Source organism: Sporosarcina ureae, assembly GCF_029267015.1.
Lineage (GTDB): Bacteria > Bacillota > Bacilli > Bacillales_A > Planococcaceae > Sporosarcina > Sporosarcina ureae_D.
Map to the genome: position 1 here is coordinate 46,583 of NZ_JARIEA010000081.1, position 20,632 is coordinate 67,214.

Below are 20,632 nucleotides of genomic sequence, written 5' to 3' on the forward strand. Positions count from 1 at the left end.
AAGGATGTGACAGCATGCGGGGAGTGTATATCCATATACCGTTTTGCCAGCAAATTTGTCATTACTGTGATTTTAATAAAGTGTTTTTGAAAAACCAGCCGGTCGATCGATATATCGAAGCGATTGGTAAAGAGTTTTATTATATGAAAGAAGCCGGCCATTCATTTGAAGAAGTGGAAACGGTATTCTTAGGTGGTGGCACGCCAACAGCGCTTAGCGTCGAACAACTTGACCGGTTACTGACGATTGTTTCACAGTACATTGATGTGACAACGTTAAAAGAATTCACAACCGAAGCAAATCCTGACGATCTGTCGGAAGGACAACTATCTATTTTGAAAGAAAAAGGTGTCAATCGTTTATCAATCGGCGTTCAAACCTTCAATGAACGATTACTGAAACAAATCGGACGCACGCATTCCAACGAAGACGTGGAACGTGTCATTGCGGCTGCACGTAGTGTCGGTTTCGAGAATATCAGTATCGATTTAATGTACAGCTTACCGACGCAGACAGTAAGCGAATGGCAAGAGACGCTTGATCGGGCATTGGCGCTTGATTTGCCGCATTACTCCGCTTATTCATTAATTGTTGAACCGAAAACGGTGTTTTACAATCGAATGGTTAAAGGGAAATTGCCATTGCCTGGAGAAGATGCCGAAGCTGAAATGTTTGAGATGGTCATTGAACGCATGAATGCAGCAGGCAGGGAACAATATGAAATCAGCAACTTCGCAAAACCTGGATATCCTTCGTTTCATAACTTAATTTATTGGGAAAACTCCCAATATGCAGGTATTGGTGCAGGTGCGCACGGCTATCTCGGCAAAGAACGCTATGCAAACGTAGGACCGTTGATGCACTATATCGATCACTTAGAAGAAGGCAAGTTACCTCGTAAGGACGTTCATGAAGTGACACTGGCGGAATCAATGGAAGAAGAAATGTTTCTTGGTTTGCGAATAGTTGAAGGAGTGTCTATGCAGGAATTTGAGAAGAAGTTCAACCGATCGATCAAGGAAGTATTCGGTAAACCGATTGATAAACTGCAACAACAAGGGCTGCTTCACATCGATGGAGATCTTCTACGCCTTACACGTAAAGGTGTTTTTCTAGGGAATACAGTGTTTCAAGAATTTTTATTAGGTGATTGAGTTTGATTCGTTGACATATAAAATAGAATTTGATAAATTATAAAGTAGTATTAGCACTCGCAGTTAATGAGTGCTAACAGGAGTGATGATCATGTTGACAAACAGACAATTGCTCATACTACAATTGACAGTGAAAGATTTTATTGAGTCTGCTCAACCTGTTGGTTCCAGACAACTGTCAAAGAAACCGGAAGCGCCATTTAGTTCGGCAACCATTCGGAATGACATGGCGGATCTGGAAGATATGGGTTATCTAGAAAAGACTCACACATCATCTGGAAGAGTGCCTTCAGAAAAAGGCTATAGGTTCTTTGTGGATCATTTATTACAGCCACAAGCCTTAGGTCTTGAAGACAGCTTGCAGTTGCGTACAGTGTTTCAGGAAAAAGTCGGAGAGTCCGAGGAATTGATACGGAAGTCCGCAACAATTTTATCGGATTTGACGAATTATACGTCCATTCTACTCGGACCTGATACTTCTACGCATGCCGTCAAGAAATTCTCTATTGTTCCACTGGATCAACAACGGGCAGTGGCGATTATCGTAACAGATAATGGACACGTGGAAAATCGGATGTTCGATGTACCACCTGGCCTCACTGCTTCGGAAATTGAGAAGACGGTAAATATTTTAAATGAACGCCTAATAGGCACATCGCTTGTACAGTTGCAGAAAAAATTGCAGCTCGAGGCGAAACATGTATTTGAACAGCATATTCACCAAGCCGAACAACTATTCAGCTCGCTGCAGCAAGCAATGGTAGTAGAGCCTGAAGAACAATTGTATTTCGGCGGGAAATTGAATATGTGGAAACAACCGGAATTTCACGATTTCCAAAAGATGCAATCATTTTTTGAATTGATAGAGAAAGGCAATCCTGCCATGGGGCTTTTCAAAAATAACGAGCAAGGTATACAAGTTCGTATCGGTTCAGAAAACAACGTGATTGAAATGGAAGACTACAGCGTGATCACTTCCACTTACTCGGCAGGAGAGAATATGGAAGGTTCCATCGCAATTATCGGTCCGAAGCGGATGGATTACGGAAGAGTCATTACATTGCTCGACATACTTAGCAGTGATCTATCTTCTGCACTACATCGGTTAACTATCGGACAAGACGGGAACGGGAGGCAAGACACGTGAAAGAAAACGAAAAGTTCGAAGAGCATCTAGATGAAAATCTTTCCGAAGATGAGCAAGAGCTTACTGAAGCGGCAGATCAGCCAGAGGTTGAAGAAGTCGTGGAAGTACTCACTACAGAACAAGAACTCGAGAAAAAAATAGATGAATTAACGAAAGCTCTTGAAGAAGAAGAGGGTAAGAAATTACGCGTATTGGCGGATATGGAAAACGTCAAAAGACGGGCTGCACTCGACTATCAAACGTTGCAAACATACCGTGCACAAAACGTAATGGTGAATATTTTGCCTGTACTGGATAACTTCGAACGTGCACTTGCGGTTGAAGCAAAAGAAGAAGAGACGAAGGCCCTCTTAACAGGGATGGAAATGGTCTATCGTTCATTAGTAGAAGCGTTAAAATCGGACGGACTTGAAGAAATTGAAGCACTTGATCAAGAATTCGATCCGAACTTCCATCAGGCAGTGATGACAGGCAATGAAGAAGAGAAAGATTCTGGAATTGTTTTGGAAGAACTGCAAAAAGGATATAAACTTAAAGAGCGTGTACTTCGACCATCCATGGTTAAAGTAAACGAATAAAAACTAATTTTTTCACATTATAGGAGGAAAATCAAAAATGAGTAAAATTATTGGTATTGACTTAGGAACAACAAACTCAGTAGTAGCAGTATATGAAGGCGGAGAAGCGAAAGTAATTCCGAATCCTGAAGGTAACAGAACATCACCATCCGTTGTCGCATTCAAAAACGGCGAAAGACAAGTTGGAGAAGTAGCTAAACGTCAATCGATCACAAACCCGAACACAATTATGTCTGTTAAAAGACATATGGGTACGGACTTTAAAGTAGAAGTTGACGGCAAAGAATATTCTCCTCAAGAAGTTTCAGCTATGATCCTTCAATACATGAAGGGCTACGCTGAAGAATACTTAGGCGAAAAAGTAACGAAGGCTGTTGTTACAGTGCCTGCGTACTTTAACGATGCACAGCGTCAAGCGACAAAAGATGCTGGTACAATTGCGGGTCTTGAAGTAGAGCGTATCATCAACGAGCCAACAGCAGCTGCACTTGCTTACGGTTTGGATAAGACAGAAGAAGATCAAACCATTCTAGTATATGACCTAGGTGGCGGTACGTTTGACGTATCTATCCTTGAACTAGGTGACGGAGTATTCCAAGTACGTTCAACAGCAGGTGACAATAAACTTGGTGGAGACGACTTTGATGATATTATTATGGATTACTTAGTACAAGAATTCCGTAAAGAAAATTCCATTGATCTTTCTAAAGATAAAATGGCTATGCAACGTCTAAAAGATGCAGCTGAAAAAGCGAAGAAAGATTTGTCAGGTGTAACATCTACTTCAATCTCACTTCCGTTCATTACAGCTGGAGAAGCAGGACCATTACACATGGAAATCACTTTAACTCGCGGTAAATTCGATGAGTTGACTGCTAGCCTAGTTGAACGTTCTATGATCCCGACTCGCCAAGCGCTTAAAGACGCAGATCTTTCTGCATCTGAAATCGATCGCGTAATCTTAGTTGGTGGATCTACACGTATTCCAGCAGTACAAGAAGCAATCAAAAAAGTAACAGGTAAAGAGCCATTCAAAGGCGTAAACCCTGATGAAGTAGTAGCAATGGGTGCAGCAGTTCAAGGTTCTATCCTTACTGGAGACGTTAAAGACGTAGTACTTCTTGACGTAACACCTCTATCACTAGGTATCGAAACGATGGGCTCTGTTTTCACTAAGCTAATCGACCGCAACACGACAATCCCGACAAGCAAATCACAAGTGTTCTCTACAGCGGCAGACAACCAGCCAGCAGTAGATATCCACGTATTGCAAGGTGAGCGTCCGATGGCGACTGACAATAAAACATTAGGCCGTTTCCAATTGACGGACATTCCACCAGCACCACGTGGCGTTCCACAAATCGAAGTAACATTCGATATCGACAAAAACGGTATTGTAAACGTTAAGGCGAAAGATATGGGTACACAAAAAGAACAGAACATCACGATCCAGTCTAGTTCAGGCCTTTCTGATGAAGAGATCGATCAAATGGTTAAAGACGCAGAAGCTCACGCTGAAGATGATAAGAAGCGTAAAGAAGAAGCGGAACTTCGCAACGAAGCAGATCAGCTAGTATTCATGGCTGAAAAGACACTTAAAGACCTAGAAGGTAAAGTGGATGAAGCGGAAGTGAAAGAAGCTGAAGCGGCATTGGAAGAATTGAAAGCTGCTAATGAATCTGGAGATCTTGAAGAAATTCGTACGAAGAAAGAAAAACTTGACGAATTAGTACAAGCTCTATCTGTAAAACTATATGAGCAAGCTGCTGCAGAAGCACAAGCTGCACAAGGTGATGCACAACCAGGCCAAGAAGATGATGGTGTAGTGGACGCAGATTTCGAAGAAGTAGAAGATGACAAAGACACTAAATAAGTAATTTGAAATAGCTATTGACGGAAAAGTCAAAGTCCGAAATTCCGGCTTTGACTTTTTCGTTTGTTAACTTAACAAAATTCGATTTCAACGTGTTACAATGGACAACAGGTAAAATGCGATGAGGGGTGCAATGAATGAGTAAACGAGATTACTATGATGTGCTAGGCGTTTCTAAATCTGCAACGAAGGAAGAAATCCGCAAAGCATATCGTACACTTTCTAAAAAGTTCCATCCGGACTTGAACAAAGAAGCGGATGCGGAAATGAAATTCAAAGAGGTAACAGAAGCATTTGAAGTATTAAGCGACGAGAATAAGAAAGCCGAATACGATCAATTCGGACATAATGGACCAGGTGCTGGATTTGGTGGATTCGGTGGCGGTGGTGGAGATGGCTTCGGTTTCGAAGATATTTTCAGCACATTCTTCGGAGGTAGTGCAAGAAGAAGAGATCCAAACGCTCCACAAAAAGGTAATGACTTGCAATACACGATGACAGTCGACTTCATGGATGCTATTTTTGGTAAAGAAACTGAAATTGATATTCCTCGTGAAGAAGAATGTGATACATGTGACGGTACAGGTGCTAAAAAAGGCACAAGCGTCAAAACATGTACGGAATGTAATGGATCGGGCGAGGTTTCGTTTGCTCAAAACACGCCATTCGGTCAAGTGGTCAATCGCAGAACATGTCCTACATGTCAGGGAACAGGTAAAATCATTCCTGAAAAATGTGAAACATGCCGAGGTAAAGGCCGCGTAACGAAAAACAAAGTTATTAAAGTAACCATTCCTGCCGGTGTAGACCAAGGCCAACGTCTGCGTGTAGGCGGTCAAGGTGAAGCGGGTATAAACGGAGGACCTCCTGGAGACTTGTATATCGTCTTTAATGTACGTCCACATAAACGTTTCATTCGCGAAGAAGATGACATTATCCTTGAATTGAACTTGACGTTCCCACAAGCATCACTCGGAGACGAGCTCGAAGTTCAAACAGTACACGGCAAAGTGAAGTTAAAAATTCCGGCTGGTACACAAAACGGCACAACTTTCCGCCTTCGAGGCAAAGGAGTTCCGAACGTACACGGTCACGGTACAGGTGATCAACATGTCATTATCAAAGTGACAACACCGAAAAAGATGACAGAGCGACAAAAAGAATTATTGCGTGAGTTCGCATCAATCGAAGGGGAATCACCAGATGAGTATTCCAGCTCGTTCTTCGATAAAATCAAACGCACTTTTAAAGGTGAATGAAAGGATGACTAACTGTGAAATGGTCTGAAGTTTCCGTCCACACGACGCATGAAGCGACTGAGGCAGTAGCAAATATCTTGCATGAAGCAGGAGCGAGCGGAGTTGTTATTGAGGACTCTGAAGAATTTGATAAAGAGCGAGTGGATCAATTTGGCGAAATATATGCACTCGATAAAGATGATTTTCCGAACGAAGGAGTCATCATCAAAGCGTATTTGCCTGTCACTAGTTTCATCAACGAAACAGTTGAAAACCTTGAACTGGAAATAGAAGGCCTTCGTCAGTTTTCATTAAATCCTGGTCGCTTTACTATTGGCATTACAGAAGTAGATGAAGAAGATTGGGCCAACTCATGGAAACAGTACTTCCATCCGGTGAAAATATCGAAGCGGTTCACGATTGTCCCTACATGGGAAGAGTATACCCCAGTGGAAACGGATGAATTGATCATTGAACTGGATCCCGGTATGGCTTTTGGAACGGGTACACATCCTACTACAGTCCTTTGTTTGCAGGCTCTCGAGAAGTATCTTGAACCTAACCAAACGATTGTCGATGTAGGAACCGGTTCAGGCGTGCTTGCGATTGGTGCTGCTTTACTTGGTGCCAAACACATTACCGCACTTGACCTAGATGAAGTAGCTGTTCGCGCTGCAGAGGAAAATGTTACGTATAACCATGTGGATGATCGCATTACGGTCTTGAAAGGCAATCTTCTCGATTCCATCGAAGAACCCCCGGACTTGATTATTGCGAATATTTTAGCGGACGTTATCATGTCGTTTTCTCAAGATGCTTACCAACTTGTCAAACCAGGTGGCTTATTCATTACGTCGGGGATCATTGGAGCCAAACGCGATGAAGTGCGTAATGATCTAATCGCACAAGGTTTTGAGATTTTGGAAACGGTTCTTATGGAAGACTGGGTAGTCATCATCGCGCGCAAAGGTTGTGAATAATCATGCAACGCTATTTTCTAAATCATCCATTTGATGAGCAAGGTCAAGTTGAGATTAGCGGAGATGATTATAAGCATATTGTCAAAGTCATGCGTATGACGCCAGGTCAGGAAGTAGTGACGGTTTATGAAGGCGTTGCTTCTATTGCCATCATAGATAGCATGAGTGAAGATGCGGTGATCGTTTCTCAAAAGAAACAACTAGACAAAGACAATGAATTGCCGATTTCCGTAACGATTGTTTGCGGTTTACCTAAAGGTGATAAGCTCGACTTAATTACACAAAAGAGCACTGAGCTCGGAATGAGCCAATTGATTCCTTTTGCTGCAAGCCGATCTATCGTTAAATGGGATGCAAAAAAAGTTGACAAGCGCATAGACCGTTTGCAAAAAATTGCCAAGGAAGCTGCTGAGCAATGTCATCGTAACCATGTGCCAGAGATTTTATCTGTCCAAAGCATCAAGCAACTGATCACGTATACGGATTCTTTTGATGTCAAAATGTTTGCGGATGAAGAAGATGCGAAAAGTGATGTGCCGCATAAGATTGCGGACCGTCTCAAAAACGTGTATCATGGACAATCGATAGTAGTTGTTTTTGGTCCGGAAGGCGGATTGGCGCGTGAAGAAGCCGATTTACTACAACAAGCCGGCTTCCTTCCGGTGTCGCTTGGACCTAGAATCCTGCGTACGGAAACAGCTCCTTTGTATGTATTGTCCGCTATGTCTTATGAATTTGAATGAAAGAAGTGAACAACTTATGTCTTCAGTTGCTTTTCATACACTAGGCTGCAAAGTGAATCACTACGAAACAGAAGCTATTTGGCAACTGTTTCAAGAAGCAGGCTATGAAAGAGTAGAGTTTGATAAGAATTCTGATGTCTATGTTATTAATACATGTACCGTTACAAACACCGGTGATAAGAAGAGCCGGCAAGTAATTCGTCGCGCTATCCGGAAAAATCCGGACGCGGTCATTTGTGTAACAGGGTGTTACGCGCAAACGTCACCGGCAGAAATTATGGCAATTCCCGGTGTGGATATTGTCGTAGGTACTCAAGATCGTTCTAAATTGCTTGGATTGATCGAACAGTTCCGTGAAGAGCGCCAGCCGATCAACGCGGTACGTAATATTATGAAAAACCGAGTCTATGAAGAACTTGACGTGCCTTCGTTTACAGACCGTACGCGGGCTTCCTTGAAAATTCAGGAAGGGTGTAATAACTTCTGTACGTTCTGTATCATTCCGTGGGCTAGAGGATTAATGCGCTCACGTGATCCGGAAGAAGTTATCCATCAAGCACAGCAACTTGTCGATGCGGGTTACCTGGAAATTGTGTTAACAGGTATTCACACAGGCGGTTACGGTGAAGATTTAAAAGACTATAATCTAGCCCGTCTGTTACGTGATTTGGAAACGCAGGTAAAAGGATTGAAACGCCTTCGTATCAGTTCGATTGAAGCGAGCCAATTAACAGATGAAGTCATCGATGTGTTGCGTAATTCCAACATTGTCGTACGTCACTTGCATATTCCGATTCAATCGGGTTCGGACACTGTACTGAAACGCATGCGTCGTAAATATACGATGGAATTCTTCTCAGATCGTTTAAAGCGTTTGAATGAAGCACTGCCTGACCTTGCAATTACTTCAGATGTCATCGTAGGTTTCCCAGGGGAGACGGAAGAAGAATTTATGGAAACGTATAACTTTATTCGCGACCATAAGTTTTCTGAACTCCACGTGTTCCCTTATTCGAAGAGAACAGGCACGCCTGCTGCACGTATGGAAGATCAGGTAGACGAGAACGTGAAAAATGAGCGCGTTCATCGCTTAATTACATTGAACGACCAATTAGCGAAAAATTATGCCGCTCGTTTTGAAGGTGAAGTACTAGAAGTCATTCCTGAAGAGCGCTATAAGCTAGATGGCGACGACAATCTCTATGTGGGCTATACAGATAATTACTTAAAAGTAGTGATGCCAGCAGATGAAACGATGATTGGAAAAATCATTAAAGTGAAAATCATGAAAGCCGGCTATCCTTACAATGAAGGTCAACCTGTACGTGTCCTTACAGAAGAAAAAATAACGATGTAAAAAGATCACCTGTAATGGGTGGTCTTTTTCGTGCAACGAAATGAAAGCTTTGATATACTGAAAAAAACGATGTGCAAAAGGAGCGCTTTCATTGACTACAAATTATGCCGCTTATATTGATCATACGTTGTTAAAGGCAGAAGCTACGAAACAGCAAATACTGGATTTATGTGAAGAAGCGAAAAAGTATTCATTTGCTTCAGTGTGCATTAATCCGACGTGGGTTAAGACAGCTGCAGAAGCTTTACAAGGTACCGAAGTAAAAGTGTGTACGGTCATCGGTTTCCCGCTAGGTGCAAACACGCCTGAAGTAAAAGCTTTCGAGGCGAAAGACGCGATTGCTAACGGTGCAACAGAAGTAGATATGGTCATCAATATCGGTGCGCTTCAAAGTGGGTTACTTGAACAGGTGCAAAAAGATATTGAAGCGGTTGTAGAAGTGTCAAAAGATCAAGCACTTGTTAAAGTCATTATCGAAACATCATTGCTTGATGATATTCAAAAGCGTTCAGCATGTGAACTTGCTGTACTCGCAGGAGCAGATTACGTCAAAACATCTACTGGATTCTCCACTGGCGGCGCAACACCTGAGGACGTAAAGTTGATGCGTTCTGTTGTGGGGCCGGCAATTGGGGTAAAAGCGAGTGGTGGGGTACGTAGCGCAGAAGACGTGGATCGCATGATCAAATCAGGTGCTACACGCATCGGGGCAAGTTCAGGTGTTTCCATCGTGCAAGGTCTGTCATCATCTGCTGACTATTGATTATCTCTAGAAAAAAATCTGGAGTTTTTCATGATATTCTAATAGTTTTTATTGACCAATCAGAAAATATGCGTTATAATTTTCTAGTACATAGCAAAGTGCTATGTTCGAAGTGTGTGTTTGGAGGGAGGGACAAGAGATATGACTAAAACAGTCGTTCGCAAAAATGAATCACTTGAAGACGCTCTTCGCCGCTTCAAAAAGACCGTATCCAAGAGTGGTACAATGCAAGAGAGTAGAAAGCGCGAATTCTATGATAAGCCAAGTGTGAAACGTAAAAAGAAATCAGAAGCTGCTCGTAAGCGCAAGTTCTAATTTCTGCCTACATTGAATTTTGACAATAACTACTAATGTAATTTCTTATAAACCGAAGATCCTTCACTGGATCTTCGGTTTATTTTAGTGTCTGGAATTTCAAAGTAGTTCTGAATAAATTATTTAGATAAGGCTAGTATAGAGGATTAGTGCTTGGCCGTATGCAGAAATTAAGGAACCTGTCCAAAGTCACAAAGCGCACGCTTATCCTCCTGGAGTCGCCTTGCTACGCATCAATCCCTTGCAATGTGTGTGGGGATAATCATTGTTGCTAATTGAAGTAAGTGTTGTAATCGATTTTAAACTTCAGTACGTGAATTTAAATAAGTGAAGACAAAACAATAAATCACTTACTATGTACAGTAAGTGATCCAAGTACCCGCACTCACAACGTAGGATGGAAGCGGAAGTTGGGGGCGACTCCCGATGGATCAGCGAAAGCCTTGAGACCCTGGACGGAGCGAGAGCCGTTGCGAAGTACGGCTTTTGCGAGTAAAAGCGAAGCGTTAGGAGCACATCTTTGCACTTAGCGTAGGAAGCGGCTCAAGCCGAGCCCATGGGAAAGCGTCCCCCAACTGGAGCTTCCATCCCGAACCACTCACATCAGCCACCTGTACTTGAACTTGAACCCTGATAAACACTAACCCATAATCCCGAGCATTGATCTCTATAACTTTCTAAGACGACTTCAACTATTACGCTCATGAATATCCATATATAATCCATATACTAACAAGCCATGACGCAACGAAAGAAAAAAATTTATTTAATTGTAATTAAATGAAACCAATTGCTTCTTCAAACGTAAATAGTAAGTATAATAGGCAGTAGAGAGAGGTGAGAACATAATGTCTAAAATGATTAGGTCCGTTTTTCTGCTCATTTTATTCATCGGTACAATCGCATTGCCTTTTATACACTCAGACGCAGCTGAAACAAAAGTATATCAAGTACCCCTTCATCAAGAAGTAGAAAAGGGGCTGCATGCCTTCCTGCAGCGTTCATTTAAAGAAGCTAAGGCAGAAGGTGCAGAGACGATTGTGTTGGATATAGACACTCCTGGAGGCTTTGTAGATGCTGCTGATCAAATCGCAAAGCTGATGAAAACAACTGACGATGTCAAAATCGTCGCATTTATCAACGATCGTGCGCTATCCGCAGGTGCGTTTCTTGCACTTTATGCAGATGAAATCTACATGACACCAAACGGTTCCATCGGGGCTGCACAAGTCATTGACGGTTCTGGAAATGCAGCAGAGACGAAAGCCAACAGTTACTGGTTGGCACAAATGAAAAATGCCGCAAAGCACAATGGTCGTGATCCGCAATATGCATTGGCGATGGCTAATCCAGAAATTGATCTGCCGGACTTACGTGCACAAAAAGGAGAACTTCTGACACTCACTGCTGACGAAGCCGAAAAGGTAGGGTACAGTGAAGGGACAGTGGCTTCATTTGACGAGTTACTGAAGAAGCTGGACTTGGAAGATGCACAAGTCATCTCTACAGCGGAAACGTTTACAGAGAAAATGGCTCGATTCATCACCAACCCAGTCGTTGTACCGATTTTACTTTCCGTTGCAAGTCTTGGACTGATTGTAGAATTATATTCACCAGGCTTTGGTGTACCAGGAAGCATGGGCCTTACAGCTCTATTCTTATTCTTCTACGGACACACAGTAGCAGGTCTAGCAGGTTATGAGACATTGTTATTATTCCTGCTCGGTGTAGCACTTATTATTGCCGAATTCTTTGTTGCAGGAGGGATAGCTGGTATCTTCGGGGTCTTGGCTATCATAGGAAGTATTTTACTGGCAGGCACAAACTTGGCATTCATGGCAGTTTCGGTGCTAATTGCGATAGCCGTAGCATTGATAGGAGCAGTGGTTATTATGAAATTCTTCGGTAAAAAACTTCACCTATTGAATAAAATCATTTTAATGGATACGATGGATACGGAAAGCGGTTACGTTTCCAACAAAAATCGTAATGAGTTATTGCAGAAGGTGGCAACAACAATTACTCCACTTTATCCATCTGGTGTCGCTGAAGTAGATGGCGAACGCATCGATGTAGTATCAGAAGGTCGTTACATCGAAAGTGGCAAAAAAGTAGTGATTGTAGAAGTAGAAGGTTTTAGAATCGTAGTAAGAGAGAAGAAAGAGGAGGAACAAGGCTTATGATGGGACTAGGAACAATCGGGCTGGTAGCAGCAGTCTTTATTATCATCATCGTACTGGCGATATTCTTTACATTCGTTCCAGTAACGCTATGGATTTCCGCTATTGCGGCAGGCGTTCGTGTAAGTATCTTCACATTAATCGGTATGCGTTTACGCCGAGTAATTCCAAGCAGAGTAGTGAATCCGTTGATCAAAGCACATAAAGCGGGTCTGACAGTGTCGATCAACCAGCTGGAAAGTCATTACTTAGCGGGTGGTAACGTAGACCGCGTTGTTAATGCGTTAATCGCTGCGCAACGTGCGAATATCGAGCTGTCGTTCGAAAGAGCACAAGCAATCGACTTAGCGGGACGTGACGTATTAGAAGCGGTTCAAATGTCCGTTAACCCGAAAGTGATTGAAACACCATTTATCGCAGGTGTTGCAATGAATGGTATCGAAGTAAAAGCAAAAGCGCGTATTACAGTTCGTGCAAACATCGACCGTCTCGTCGGTGGTGCGGGTGAAGAAACAGTTGTTGCCCGTGTTGGTGAAGGTATCGTATCCACAATCGGTTCTTCGATCAGTCACGCGAAAGTACTAGAAAATCCTGATTTGATTTCTCAAACAGTCCTGAAAAAAGGATTGGACTCAGGTACAGCGTTTGAAATTCTCTCGATTGATATTGCTGACGTGGATATCGGTAAAAACATCGGTGCGGAACTTCAGACTGAACAAGCGATGGCAGATAAAAACATTGCACAGGCAAAAGCCGAAGAACGTCGCGCAATGGCTGTTGCTAATGAGCAAGAGATGAAGGCGAAAACTCAGGAGATGCGCTCGAAAGTTGTGGGTGCAGAAGCTGAAGTACCTTTAGCTATGGCCGAAGCTTTACGTTCAGGAAATATTGGAATCATGGATTATATGAATTACAAAAATATCCAAGCAGATACAAGCATGCGAGATTCAATCAGTAAAACAGGTTCGGATCAACAACCAAAGAAAGATTAATACTAACAAGATGAATTCCCGGGAAGGGGATGCATAATGGAACAACTGATTATTTTGGGTATCATGTTGGCGCTGGGATCGATATTCGGTAAGAAGAAAGATAAAGATCAACAGAATCAACAAAAACAACAACCGAAACGTCCGCCCAGCCAGCAATGGCCTGCCCAACCGACACAAAGTGAAATGAAACAAAGAGAACCTCAGCGTACGAATGCGGCTCCAGTAGAGAAGCCGCGTTCGCTGAAGGAATTATCCAGAAGTCTCTTTGAAGATATTCAAAAAGAATTTCAGGATATTCAGCAAGAGGTTAAAGAACCTGAGCGCCCTGTAAAGTCACAAGCGCCCCAGTCTGAAATCTTCTATGCGGAGCCAAAGAAACCAGTTAAGCCGGCTTCAACGCCACGTCCAGAGCGTCAAATGAGCAGAGGAAGGCTTAAAGATCAAATGATCATGCAGGAAGATGAACAAATCTTGCAGGAAGACTTGATCCCTAGAACGTCCCAGCAAATCATGCAAGGGATTGTCTATGCTGAAATTTTAGGTCCGCCAAAATCAAAACGGTAATCATGCCACCCCCTGTCTTTTCATAGGATGAGACAGGGGGTTTTTCCATGAAAAAATTATTCGCACTTCATCCATCCATTATCCTAGATGAATTCAACTCATTGCGGATTACCGGCAATTATCGCTTACTCGCTTTAAGCGAACAATCCGTGTCCTTTCAAACGAATGACTATGTCATGACCATCAAAGGAGAAGATGTAACCGTTCTACTGCTGACTGAACAACACGCCCACATATCAATTGATGAATTGCAAGAAGTGACGGTGCGTTTCACACCTGAAGAGGGAAACGGCTATGAGTCCTAAACGATTCGAAGTTCAGGTGACAGATGTGCGCAACGGTTCTAAGTTCCTTGGCAAATTACAGCGAGAGCGTGTCAAAATCAGCAGCTTGTACGTCTCTGGAAGTGCTGTATTTTTTGAAACGGACACGAAGGGAATTAAAGTCATTCGCCGTTTCAGAAGAAATTATCGTGTGAAAGTCCGGATTAGACGTAAAGGTTTAGATACTGTCCAGCACCGGTTATTCGCATCTTTATTGTTCTTGATAGTTTGTTTTATTCCATTCATTGCTTCACTATTTCTATGGGACATTACAGTAGAGAGTGATGTGCCTGAAATTGCACAACGAATGGAGAAGAAGATGGAGAAAGCACAAATTATCGCGCCCTCTTTATTATCTAAATTACCAGAAGAAGACGAAATTCGCCGACTGCTGATGCAGGATGAACCTTCATTGTCATGGATTCGATTCTCTCAAACAGGTACTTCGTTGATTGTTTCACCGATGCTTGCGCCATTGTCTACGGAAATTAAAGAAGAAGTGAATGAAAAGCCATCACATCTCGTAGCGAAAACAGGAGGTGTCATCACACACTTTGCACTAACACGGGGAGAAAGAGCAAGTGTTATTCATCAAACTGTTAAAAAGGGCGATATGCTAGCAACGGGTATTCTCGAACAAGGTGAAAAGACGACTGTAGTAGGGGCGGATGGGGAAGTATTTGCTGACTACTGGTTAGAATGTCATTTTGAATTACCTAGAAAGATTAGTTATTCGATTCAAGGAGAAGAAAATCTTACTATCAGTTGGCAAAAGCCGTGGATAGGTAATCAGATAAAAAATATAGGTTTTAGAAATCCTGTTATTCTTGATAAGAAGAAAGAGAATCACATACAAGAAGTGTTTTTAGAAAAAGGAATGGAAAAGACGATCATCCTTCCCTTAATCAAGTATGATTTATTGTCAAAGAAGACGAATGAGCGCATAATTAAAGAAGAAAACATTTTACATGTGTCCTTCACTAATGATAAAGTGAGTGGGACTATACTATTTTTACTTAACGAAAATATTGCTGAAAAACGACCTATAACTCAAGGAGACTGAATATATTGAGCGAAAATGTACTTCAACTTCATATCGAAGAACCTAACGAAGCGATTATGCTTCTTGGCATTTCCGATCAGAACATGAACCTGATCGAAGAAGAATTAAAAATTTCGATCCACACTAGAGGGGAAACGATCTCGATCAGTGGAGAGCAAGAACAAGCAGAAGCAGCTAAAGTATTGCTGGAACAGTTACTGAAAGTCATCCGTAAAGGGATCAACATCAATCTACGTGATGTGGCAACGGCCATTGAAATGGCAAAGAACGGTACGATTGAATATTTCTCTTCTCTCTATGAAGAAGAAATTGCTCGCAATACAAAAGGAAAAGTCATCCGTGCGAAGACCATTGGACAAAGAGAGTATGTTCAAGCGATTCGTTCGAGAGATTTAGTATTCTGTATTGGACCTGCGGGAACAGGAAAGACCTATTTGGCTGTCGTGATGGCGGTTCAAGCTATGAAAACGGGTTCTGTCAAACGAATAGTATTGACTCGTCCGGCTGTTGAAGCTGGAGAGAGTCTAGGCTTCCTTCCAGGCGACTTAAAAGAAAAAGTGGACCCATACCTTCGACCACTTTATGACGCGCTCCACGACGTGCTGGGAGCTGAACATACAGAACGGTTGATGGAACGTGGCGTGATCGAAATTGCACCATTAGCTTATATGCGTGGAAGAACACTTGACGACGCATTCGTAATTTTGGACGAAGCACAAAATACAACTAAAGCACAGATGAAGATGTTTTTAACACGTCTCGGCTTTGGATCCAAGATGGTCATCACAGGTGATAAAACACAGATTGATCTACCGCGTGGTGCGGAATCAGGATTAATTGTGGCAGAAAGTATTTTAAAAAATGTACAAGATATTCAATTTATGTATTTAGAACAAGGTGATGTAGTCCGACATCCGATTGTAGCGAAGATCATCGATGCATATGAAAACGAGCAGTCAACTAATTAATTGACTGCTTTTTTGAATGCGGAAGATACATAGTCCATCCATCATGTACCAATCATTTGCTGAAAAGGAGGCAACTATATGACAGTTTTAAAGGAACTACTTTCACACTTAAGAAAAGTGAAATTTACATTTCTTTTGCTTCTTGTCGTCTCCCTTTCCAGTGTGCTGTTGTTTTTTCTTATGTACGGGAGCACCCAGAACGAAACGTATGAAATTTCTGTTTTTGAGATTTCGCCAAAAACCATTCGTTCTCCTAAAACAATAGAAGACACCGAGAAAACCGAACTAGAACGTGTGCGGGCGGAACAAGCAGTCCCAAATTCCTATCGCTTCTCAGAGGATATTATGAAAAACCGCCAAGCTATTCTTGGCTCGATCTTTAATGCAGTTAGTGATGTCAAAGTAGAAACAATAGATGATCCGGACTTGACTTCGGGTAAGCAAATGAAGTTGCTTCAAAAGAAATTACAAGGGCTTGAAAATGAAGAAACGTTCTTACCTGTTACAGATGATCAACTTAAACAGTTACTGGCAGCCGAACAAAATGACTTGAACAATTTACAGGAACTGTTGACGCTTGTAGTGGGAAGAGAATTAGCCATTCCATTTAAAGTCGAACAAGTACCCATGCATCGCTATGAAGTGGAGCGGAGAATACGACAGACCAATACATTGCCAAGAGATTTGTTCGACGTAGCACTATCACTGGGACGTATGGCGGTCGTGGAGACCGAAGTGATTGATGAAGCTTTAACAGCGAAGAACCAAGCGGATGCACGGGACGCGGTTGAATCCATCCGTATTTTACAAGGACAGGTCATCGTTCGTGAAGGACAGTTGATTGACCGTGATGTATACCATCAACTACAACTGTCAGGTGTTCTCACTAATCAATCTTCACTCAAACCGACACTTGGAATTATGCTGTTTGTATTATTTGTTTCAGGATTGATTACTATACACTTTGGCAAATCGAAAAGGGAAGAAACATTCAAAAAGAAAGCACTCGTTATCTTCTATATCATCTTATTGCTTGCGGTCGTTTTGATGAAGATCGTCAGTTATATCGACTATGAGTTTGATGTCTTAATTGCATTTTTATTCCCGACAGCGCTAGTGCCCATGTTGATCAAGTTATTAATCAATGAACGATCAGCAGTACTCGCCACGATTATTACTTCGGCAACAGCAGGTATCATGTTGCAAGAAGGTCTGGCCGCCATCATGCAAATGGAAGTCGCACTGTATATTTTATTTGGCGGTATTGTTAGTATTTATTTACTTAGCGAACATGGTAGGCGGTCGACAATACTGCAGACAAGTCTCGGTGTCGCGGTATCGAATATTATGTTTATCATATTTTATTTATTGATGACACAAACTAGCTATACGACACCAGAGCTGATTTTCTATGCTGTCGCAGCGATCTCTTCAGGTTTATTGTCGGGAGCATTGACAATGGAATTATTACCATTTTTCGAGTCGAGTTTCGGTTTGCTTTCCAATATGCGTTTAGTAGAACTTTCCAATCCTAATCACCCATTATTGAAAAAAATATTAGTTGAGACACCAGGGACATATCATCACAGTATTATGGTTGCAAATCTAGCTGATGCAGCATGTGAAGCGATTGGTGCGAATGGATTGCTCGCGCGTGTCGGTAGCTATTACCATGATATCGGAAAAACTATTCATCCTGGTTTTTTCATTGAAAACCAGCATAATGGCCGGAATTTGCACGATGCACTGACACCTGAGAAAAGTCGTGATATGATTATAGCCCACGCGGAAGACGGAGCGAAAATGTTGGAAGCGCATCATATGCCAAAAGAGCTTGTCGCCATCGCGAGACAGCATCACGGGACGAGTAGTGTCAGATTCTTTTATATGAAAGCGAAAGAATCGAATCCCGATGTAAATGAAAATGACTTCCGCTATCCAGGTCCGAAACCACAAACGAAAGAAAACGCCGTCATAATGATTGCCGACAGTGTAGAAGCAGCGGTGCGATCCATGAAAGAACCGACACCGGAGAAAATTGCCGCATTGGTCAAAGGCATTGTGAAAGGAAAAGTAGAAGACGATCAATTTGATGAATGTGATTTGTCATTAAAAGAAATTAAACAAGTAAAAATCTCAATTAATGAAACATTGAATGGAATATTCCATAACCGGATTGAATATCCCGAATAACAAAGGAGCAAAGCAACTATGATAGATTTTTATTTCGAAGATGAAACAGAAAGCGTGGAACCGAATTCAGAGACATTGATCAAGGACTTGTTGACTCATGCATCCACAATGGAAGAAATGGAAGGCTTATATGAGTTGTCCATTACATTTATGGATGATGAATCTATTCAGGCCGTGAATGCCGAGTACAGAGGAAAAGATCGTCCAACTGATGTCATTTCATTTGCGCTTGAAGAATTGTCTGAAGGGGAAGTGGCGATTATTCACGAAAGCGACATGCCGGTTGTGCTCGGGGATATCATTATTTCCATCGATACTGCAAAGCGCCAAGCAGCGGAATATAATCATACGTTCGAGCGTGAACTTGGGTTTCTTGCATTGCATGGATTCTTGCATTTGCTCGGATATGATCATCTAGATGAAAAACAAGAACGTGAGATGTTCAGCAGACAGACGGAGATTTTGACTGCATTCGGGCTGGAGCGTCAGTGAGTATATGAAGACATTCTTGAAATCATTCGTCTATGCATGGGAAGGGATTTTGGATGGCTTTGCGCATGGACGTAATATGAAATTTCATGGTTTATCAGCAATGATTGTAGTAATTGCCGGCTTGTTTACTGGTCTTTCACAAATAGAATGGATAATCATTTTCATCGTCATTGCAGGTATGGTAGCGCTCGAATTAATGAATACAGCAGTGGAATACGTTGTAGATCTTGTGACAACGGATTTTCATCCGCTAGCTAAAAAAGCTAAAGATATCGCAGCGGGATCGGTTCTTGTGTACGCTATAGCAAGTGCGATTGTCGGCTGTATAATTTTCTTTCCAAAATGGTTTGGATAATATGATTGAATGAAGAGGAGAGAACTAGATGCGTGTAGAACAATTAGTGAACGAAGCAAAACAGGCCATGAATACGGCATATGTTCCGTATTCAAAATTTCCAGTAGGTGCTGCATTAGAAACGGAAGATGGCATCATTTATCACGGATGTAATATTGAAAATTCGTCGTACGGATTAACTAACTGTGCAGAGCGAACAGCTATCTTCAAAGCTGTATCTGAAGGTGTCAAGTCGTTCAAATCCATTACAGTCATTGGCGATACTGAAGGTCCAATCTCTCCATGTGGCGCTTGCCGTCAAGTCATTGCGGAATTTTGTGCTCCACAGATGCCTGTGTACTTGACGAACTTGAATGGCGATGTGCAAGAAACTACGGTAGAACAGTTATTACCTGGTGCTTTTACCAAGGAGGATTTAGATTATGCAGAAAAACAACTTTAAGTCAGGCTTTATATCCATTATTGGACGTCCAAATGTAGGGAAATCCACATTCATTAACCGTATGGTTGGGCAAAAAATTGCCATTATGAGTGACAAGCCACAAACTACACGAAACAAAGTACAAGGAATTGTTACAACGGATACGTCTCAGATGATTTTTATCGATACACCAGGTGTTCACAAACCGAAACACCGTCTAGGTGACTTCATGTTGAAAGTGACACGTAGTACATTAAGTGAAGTGGACGTGATCATGTTCATGGTCAATGCGGATGAGAAAATCGGTACAGGAGATCGTTTCATTATGGAATGGCTCGCTAAATCCGAAACGCCAGTATTTTTGGTCATCAATAAAATTGACCTTGTGCATCCCGACACGTTATTTGAGATTATAACGTCGTATACAAACGAAATGAAGTTCACTGAAGTGATACCTATTTCTGCACTGAACGGTAATAATATCGAACGTCTAGTGGAAGTAATTGAAAGCTATTTGAATGAAGGACCTCAGTTTTATGATGCAGAACAAGTGACGGATCACCCTGAACGTTTCATCGTTTCTGAAATGATCCGAGAAAAAGTATTGCATACGACACGCGAAGAAATACCACACTCCATTGCGGTAGCCATTGAGAGTATGGAGCAAGACCCGGAAACACACAAAATGCATATCCGTGCGACCGTTATTGTGGAGCGCGATTCGCAAAAAGGAATTGTCATCGGCAAAGGCGGCAAGTTGTTGAAGGAAGTCGGCGTGAAAGCGAGAAAAGACATTGAAATGTTACTCGGTGAGAAAGTCTATTTAGAGCTATGGGTAAAAGTCCAAAAAGACTGGCGTAATCGTCCTAGTCGTTTGAAAGAATTCGGATTTAACGAGGAAGACTATTAAGCGGTCTTTCTTGTTGAAGGAGA

The 20,632-nt window shown here is 42.0% G+C and carries 21 protein-coding genes; all 21 read left to right on the forward strand.

The window, feature by feature from the left end; translation table 11 throughout:
- The first annotated feature begins 14 nt into the window (after window positions 1–14).
- Window positions 15–1,154, forward strand: a complete 1,140-nt coding sequence (gene hemW, locus Q7P97_RS14285; RefSeq protein WP_303970092.1) for a radical SAM family heme chaperone HemW — start codon at window positions 15–17, stop codon at window positions 1,152–1,154.
- Between the two features lie 91 nt (window positions 1,155–1,245).
- Complete coding sequence (gene hrcA, locus Q7P97_RS14290) at window positions 1,246–2,301, forward strand: heat-inducible transcriptional repressor HrcA (protein WP_303970094.1); 1,056 nt, start codon at window positions 1,246–1,248, stop codon at window positions 2,299–2,301.
- Entirely contained in the window at window positions 2,298–2,879 is a 582-nt protein-coding gene (gene grpE / locus Q7P97_RS14295) for a nucleotide exchange factor GrpE (RefSeq protein ID WP_303970096.1), read from the forward strand. Before hrcA ends, grpE begins: the two co-directional genes overlap by 4 nt.
- A gap of 37 nt (window positions 2,880–2,916) precedes the next feature.
- The gene (gene dnaK, locus Q7P97_RS14300) at window positions 2,917–4,752 is read left to right on the forward strand and encodes a molecular chaperone DnaK (RefSeq protein ID WP_303970098.1); all 1,836 of its coding nucleotides are present in this window, start codon (window positions 2,917–2,919) and stop codon (window positions 4,750–4,752) included.
- A 137-nt stretch (window positions 4,753–4,889) separates the two neighbouring features.
- Complete coding sequence (dnaJ, locus tag Q7P97_RS14305) at window positions 4,890–6,011, forward strand: molecular chaperone DnaJ (RefSeq protein WP_303970101.1); 1,122 nt, start codon at window positions 4,890–4,892, stop codon at window positions 6,009–6,011.
- Between the two features lie 14 nt (window positions 6,012–6,025).
- Window positions 6,026–6,970, forward strand: coding sequence for a 50S ribosomal protein L11 methyltransferase (gene prmA / locus Q7P97_RS14310; protein WP_303970102.1), 945 nt, complete (start codon window positions 6,026–6,028; stop codon window positions 6,968–6,970).
- A gap of 2 nt (window positions 6,971–6,972) precedes the next feature.
- Entirely contained in the window at window positions 6,973–7,713 is a 741-nt protein-coding gene (locus Q7P97_RS14315; protein WP_303970103.1) for a 16S rRNA (uracil(1498)-N(3))-methyltransferase, read from the forward strand.
- A gap of 16 nt (window positions 7,714–7,729) precedes the next feature.
- Window positions 7,730–9,070: a tRNA (N(6)-L-threonylcarbamoyladenosine(37)-C(2))-methylthiotransferase MtaB gene (mtaB, locus tag Q7P97_RS14320; protein WP_303970104.1), complete on the forward strand. Its 1,341-nt coding sequence runs from the start codon at window positions 7,730–7,732 to the stop codon at window positions 9,068–9,070.
- 91 nt (window positions 9,071–9,161) lie between these two features.
- The gene (gene deoC / locus Q7P97_RS14325; RefSeq protein ID WP_303970105.1) at window positions 9,162–9,833 is read left to right on the forward strand and encodes a deoxyribose-phosphate aldolase; all 672 of its coding nucleotides are present in this window, start codon (window positions 9,162–9,164) and stop codon (window positions 9,831–9,833) included.
- Between the two features lie 141 nt (window positions 9,834–9,974).
- Complete coding sequence (gene rpsU, locus Q7P97_RS14330) at window positions 9,975–10,148, forward strand: 30S ribosomal protein S21 (RefSeq protein ID WP_085428916.1); 174 nt, start codon at window positions 9,975–9,977, stop codon at window positions 10,146–10,148.
- Between the two features lie 848 nt (window positions 10,149–10,996).
- Window positions 10,997–12,331: an NfeD family protein gene (locus Q7P97_RS14335; protein WP_303970108.1), complete on the forward strand. Its 1,335-nt coding sequence runs from the start codon at window positions 10,997–10,999 to the stop codon at window positions 12,329–12,331.
- On the forward strand, window positions 12,331–13,320 hold the full coding sequence (gene floA / locus Q7P97_RS14340) for a flotillin-like protein FloA (RefSeq protein WP_303970179.1): 990 nt from the start codon (window positions 12,331–12,333) through the stop codon (window positions 13,318–13,320). Before Q7P97_RS14335 ends, floA begins: the two co-directional genes overlap by 1 nt.
- A gap of 36 nt (window positions 13,321–13,356) precedes the next feature.
- Complete coding sequence (locus Q7P97_RS14345) at window positions 13,357–13,884, forward strand: YqfB family membrane protein (RefSeq protein ID WP_303970111.1); 528 nt, start codon at window positions 13,357–13,359, stop codon at window positions 13,882–13,884.
- A gap of 47 nt (window positions 13,885–13,931) precedes the next feature.
- Window positions 13,932–14,189, forward strand: coding sequence for a YabP/YqfC family sporulation protein (locus Q7P97_RS14350; protein WP_303970113.1), 258 nt, complete (start codon window positions 13,932–13,934; stop codon window positions 14,187–14,189).
- Entirely contained in the window at window positions 14,179–15,270 is a 1,092-nt protein-coding gene (locus tag Q7P97_RS14355; protein WP_303970115.1) for a sporulation protein YqfD, read from the forward strand. Before Q7P97_RS14350 ends, Q7P97_RS14355 begins: the two co-directional genes overlap by 11 nt.
- Before the next feature lie 56 nt (window positions 15,271–15,326).
- Window positions 15,327–16,238, forward strand: coding sequence for a PhoH family protein (locus Q7P97_RS14360; RefSeq protein ID WP_085429124.1), 912 nt, complete (start codon window positions 15,327–15,329; stop codon window positions 16,236–16,238).
- 78 nt (window positions 16,239–16,316) lie between these two features.
- Complete coding sequence (locus tag Q7P97_RS14365; protein ID WP_303970118.1) at window positions 16,317–18,431, forward strand: HD family phosphohydrolase; 2,115 nt, start codon at window positions 16,317–16,319, stop codon at window positions 18,429–18,431.
- An 18-nt stretch (window positions 18,432–18,449) separates the two neighbouring features.
- A complete protein-coding gene (ybeY, locus tag Q7P97_RS14370; protein ID WP_303970120.1) occupies window positions 18,450–18,923 on the forward strand; it encodes an rRNA maturation RNase YbeY in 474 nt (157 codons plus the stop codon).
- A 4-nt stretch (window positions 18,924–18,927) separates the two neighbouring features.
- On the forward strand, window positions 18,928–19,278 hold the full coding sequence (locus tag Q7P97_RS14375) for a diacylglycerol kinase family protein (protein ID WP_303970122.1): 351 nt from the start codon (window positions 18,928–18,930) through the stop codon (window positions 19,276–19,278).
- 28 nt (window positions 19,279–19,306) lie between these two features.
- Window positions 19,307–19,720 carry a cytidine deaminase gene (locus Q7P97_RS14380; RefSeq protein ID WP_303970124.1) on the forward strand — a complete coding sequence of 138 codons (414 nt, stop codon included), beginning with the start codon at window positions 19,307–19,309 and terminating at the stop codon, window positions 19,718–19,720.
- Entirely contained in the window at window positions 19,701–20,609 is a 909-nt protein-coding gene (era, locus tag Q7P97_RS14385; protein WP_303970125.1) for a GTPase Era, read from the forward strand. Before Q7P97_RS14380 ends, era begins: the two co-directional genes overlap by 20 nt.
- Window positions 20,610–20,632 lie beyond the last annotated feature (23 nt).

Bases quoted from the DNA above. Each gene is read 5' to 3' on its own strand.
- hemW (WP_303970092.1), top strand. From the start codon at position 15: ATGCGGGGAGTGTATATCCATATACCGTTTTGCCAGCAAATTTGTCAT.
- hrcA (WP_303970094.1), top strand. From the start codon at position 1,246: ATGTTGACAAACAGACAATTGCTCATACTACAATTGACAGTGAAAGAT.
- dnaK (WP_303970098.1), top strand. From the start codon at position 2,917: ATGAGTAAAATTATTGGTATTGACTTAGGAACAACAAACTCAGTAGTA.
- dnaJ (WP_303970101.1), top strand. From the start codon at position 4,890: ATGAGTAAACGAGATTACTATGATGTGCTAGGCGTTTCTAAATCTGCA.
- Q7P97_RS14315 (WP_303970103.1), top strand. From the start codon at position 6,973: ATGCAACGCTATTTTCTAAATCATCCATTTGATGAGCAAGGTCAAGTT.
- mtaB (WP_303970104.1), top strand. From the start codon at position 7,730: ATGTCTTCAGTTGCTTTTCATACACTAGGCTGCAAAGTGAATCACTAC.
- rpsU (WP_085428916.1), top strand. From the start codon at position 9,975: ATGACTAAAACAGTCGTTCGCAAAAATGAATCACTTGAAGACGCTCTT.
- Q7P97_RS14335 (WP_303970108.1), top strand. From the start codon at position 10,997: ATGTCTAAAATGATTAGGTCCGTTTTTCTGCTCATTTTATTCATCGGT.
- floA (WP_303970179.1), top strand. From the start codon at position 12,331: ATGGGACTAGGAACAATCGGGCTGGTAGCAGCAGTCTTTATTATCATC.
- Q7P97_RS14345 (WP_303970111.1), top strand. From the start codon at position 13,357: ATGGAACAACTGATTATTTTGGGTATCATGTTGGCGCTGGGATCGATA.
- Q7P97_RS14350 (WP_303970113.1), top strand. From the start codon at position 13,932: ATGAAAAAATTATTCGCACTTCATCCATCCATTATCCTAGATGAATTC.
- Q7P97_RS14355 (WP_303970115.1), top strand. From the start codon at position 14,179: ATGAGTCCTAAACGATTCGAAGTTCAGGTGACAGATGTGCGCAACGGT.
- Q7P97_RS14360 (WP_085429124.1), top strand. From the start codon at position 15,327: ATGCTTCTTGGCATTTCCGATCAGAACATGAACCTGATCGAAGAAGAA.
- Q7P97_RS14365 (WP_303970118.1), top strand. From the start codon at position 16,317: ATGACAGTTTTAAAGGAACTACTTTCACACTTAAGAAAAGTGAAATTT.
- ybeY (WP_303970120.1), top strand. From the start codon at position 18,450: ATGATAGATTTTTATTTCGAAGATGAAACAGAAAGCGTGGAACCGAAT.
- Q7P97_RS14375 (WP_303970122.1), top strand. From the start codon at position 18,928: ATGAAGACATTCTTGAAATCATTCGTCTATGCATGGGAAGGGATTTTG.
- Q7P97_RS14380 (WP_303970124.1), top strand. From the start codon at position 19,307: ATGCGTGTAGAACAATTAGTGAACGAAGCAAAACAGGCCATGAATACG.
- era (WP_303970125.1), top strand. From the start codon at position 19,701: ATGCAGAAAAACAACTTTAAGTCAGGCTTTATATCCATTATTGGACGT.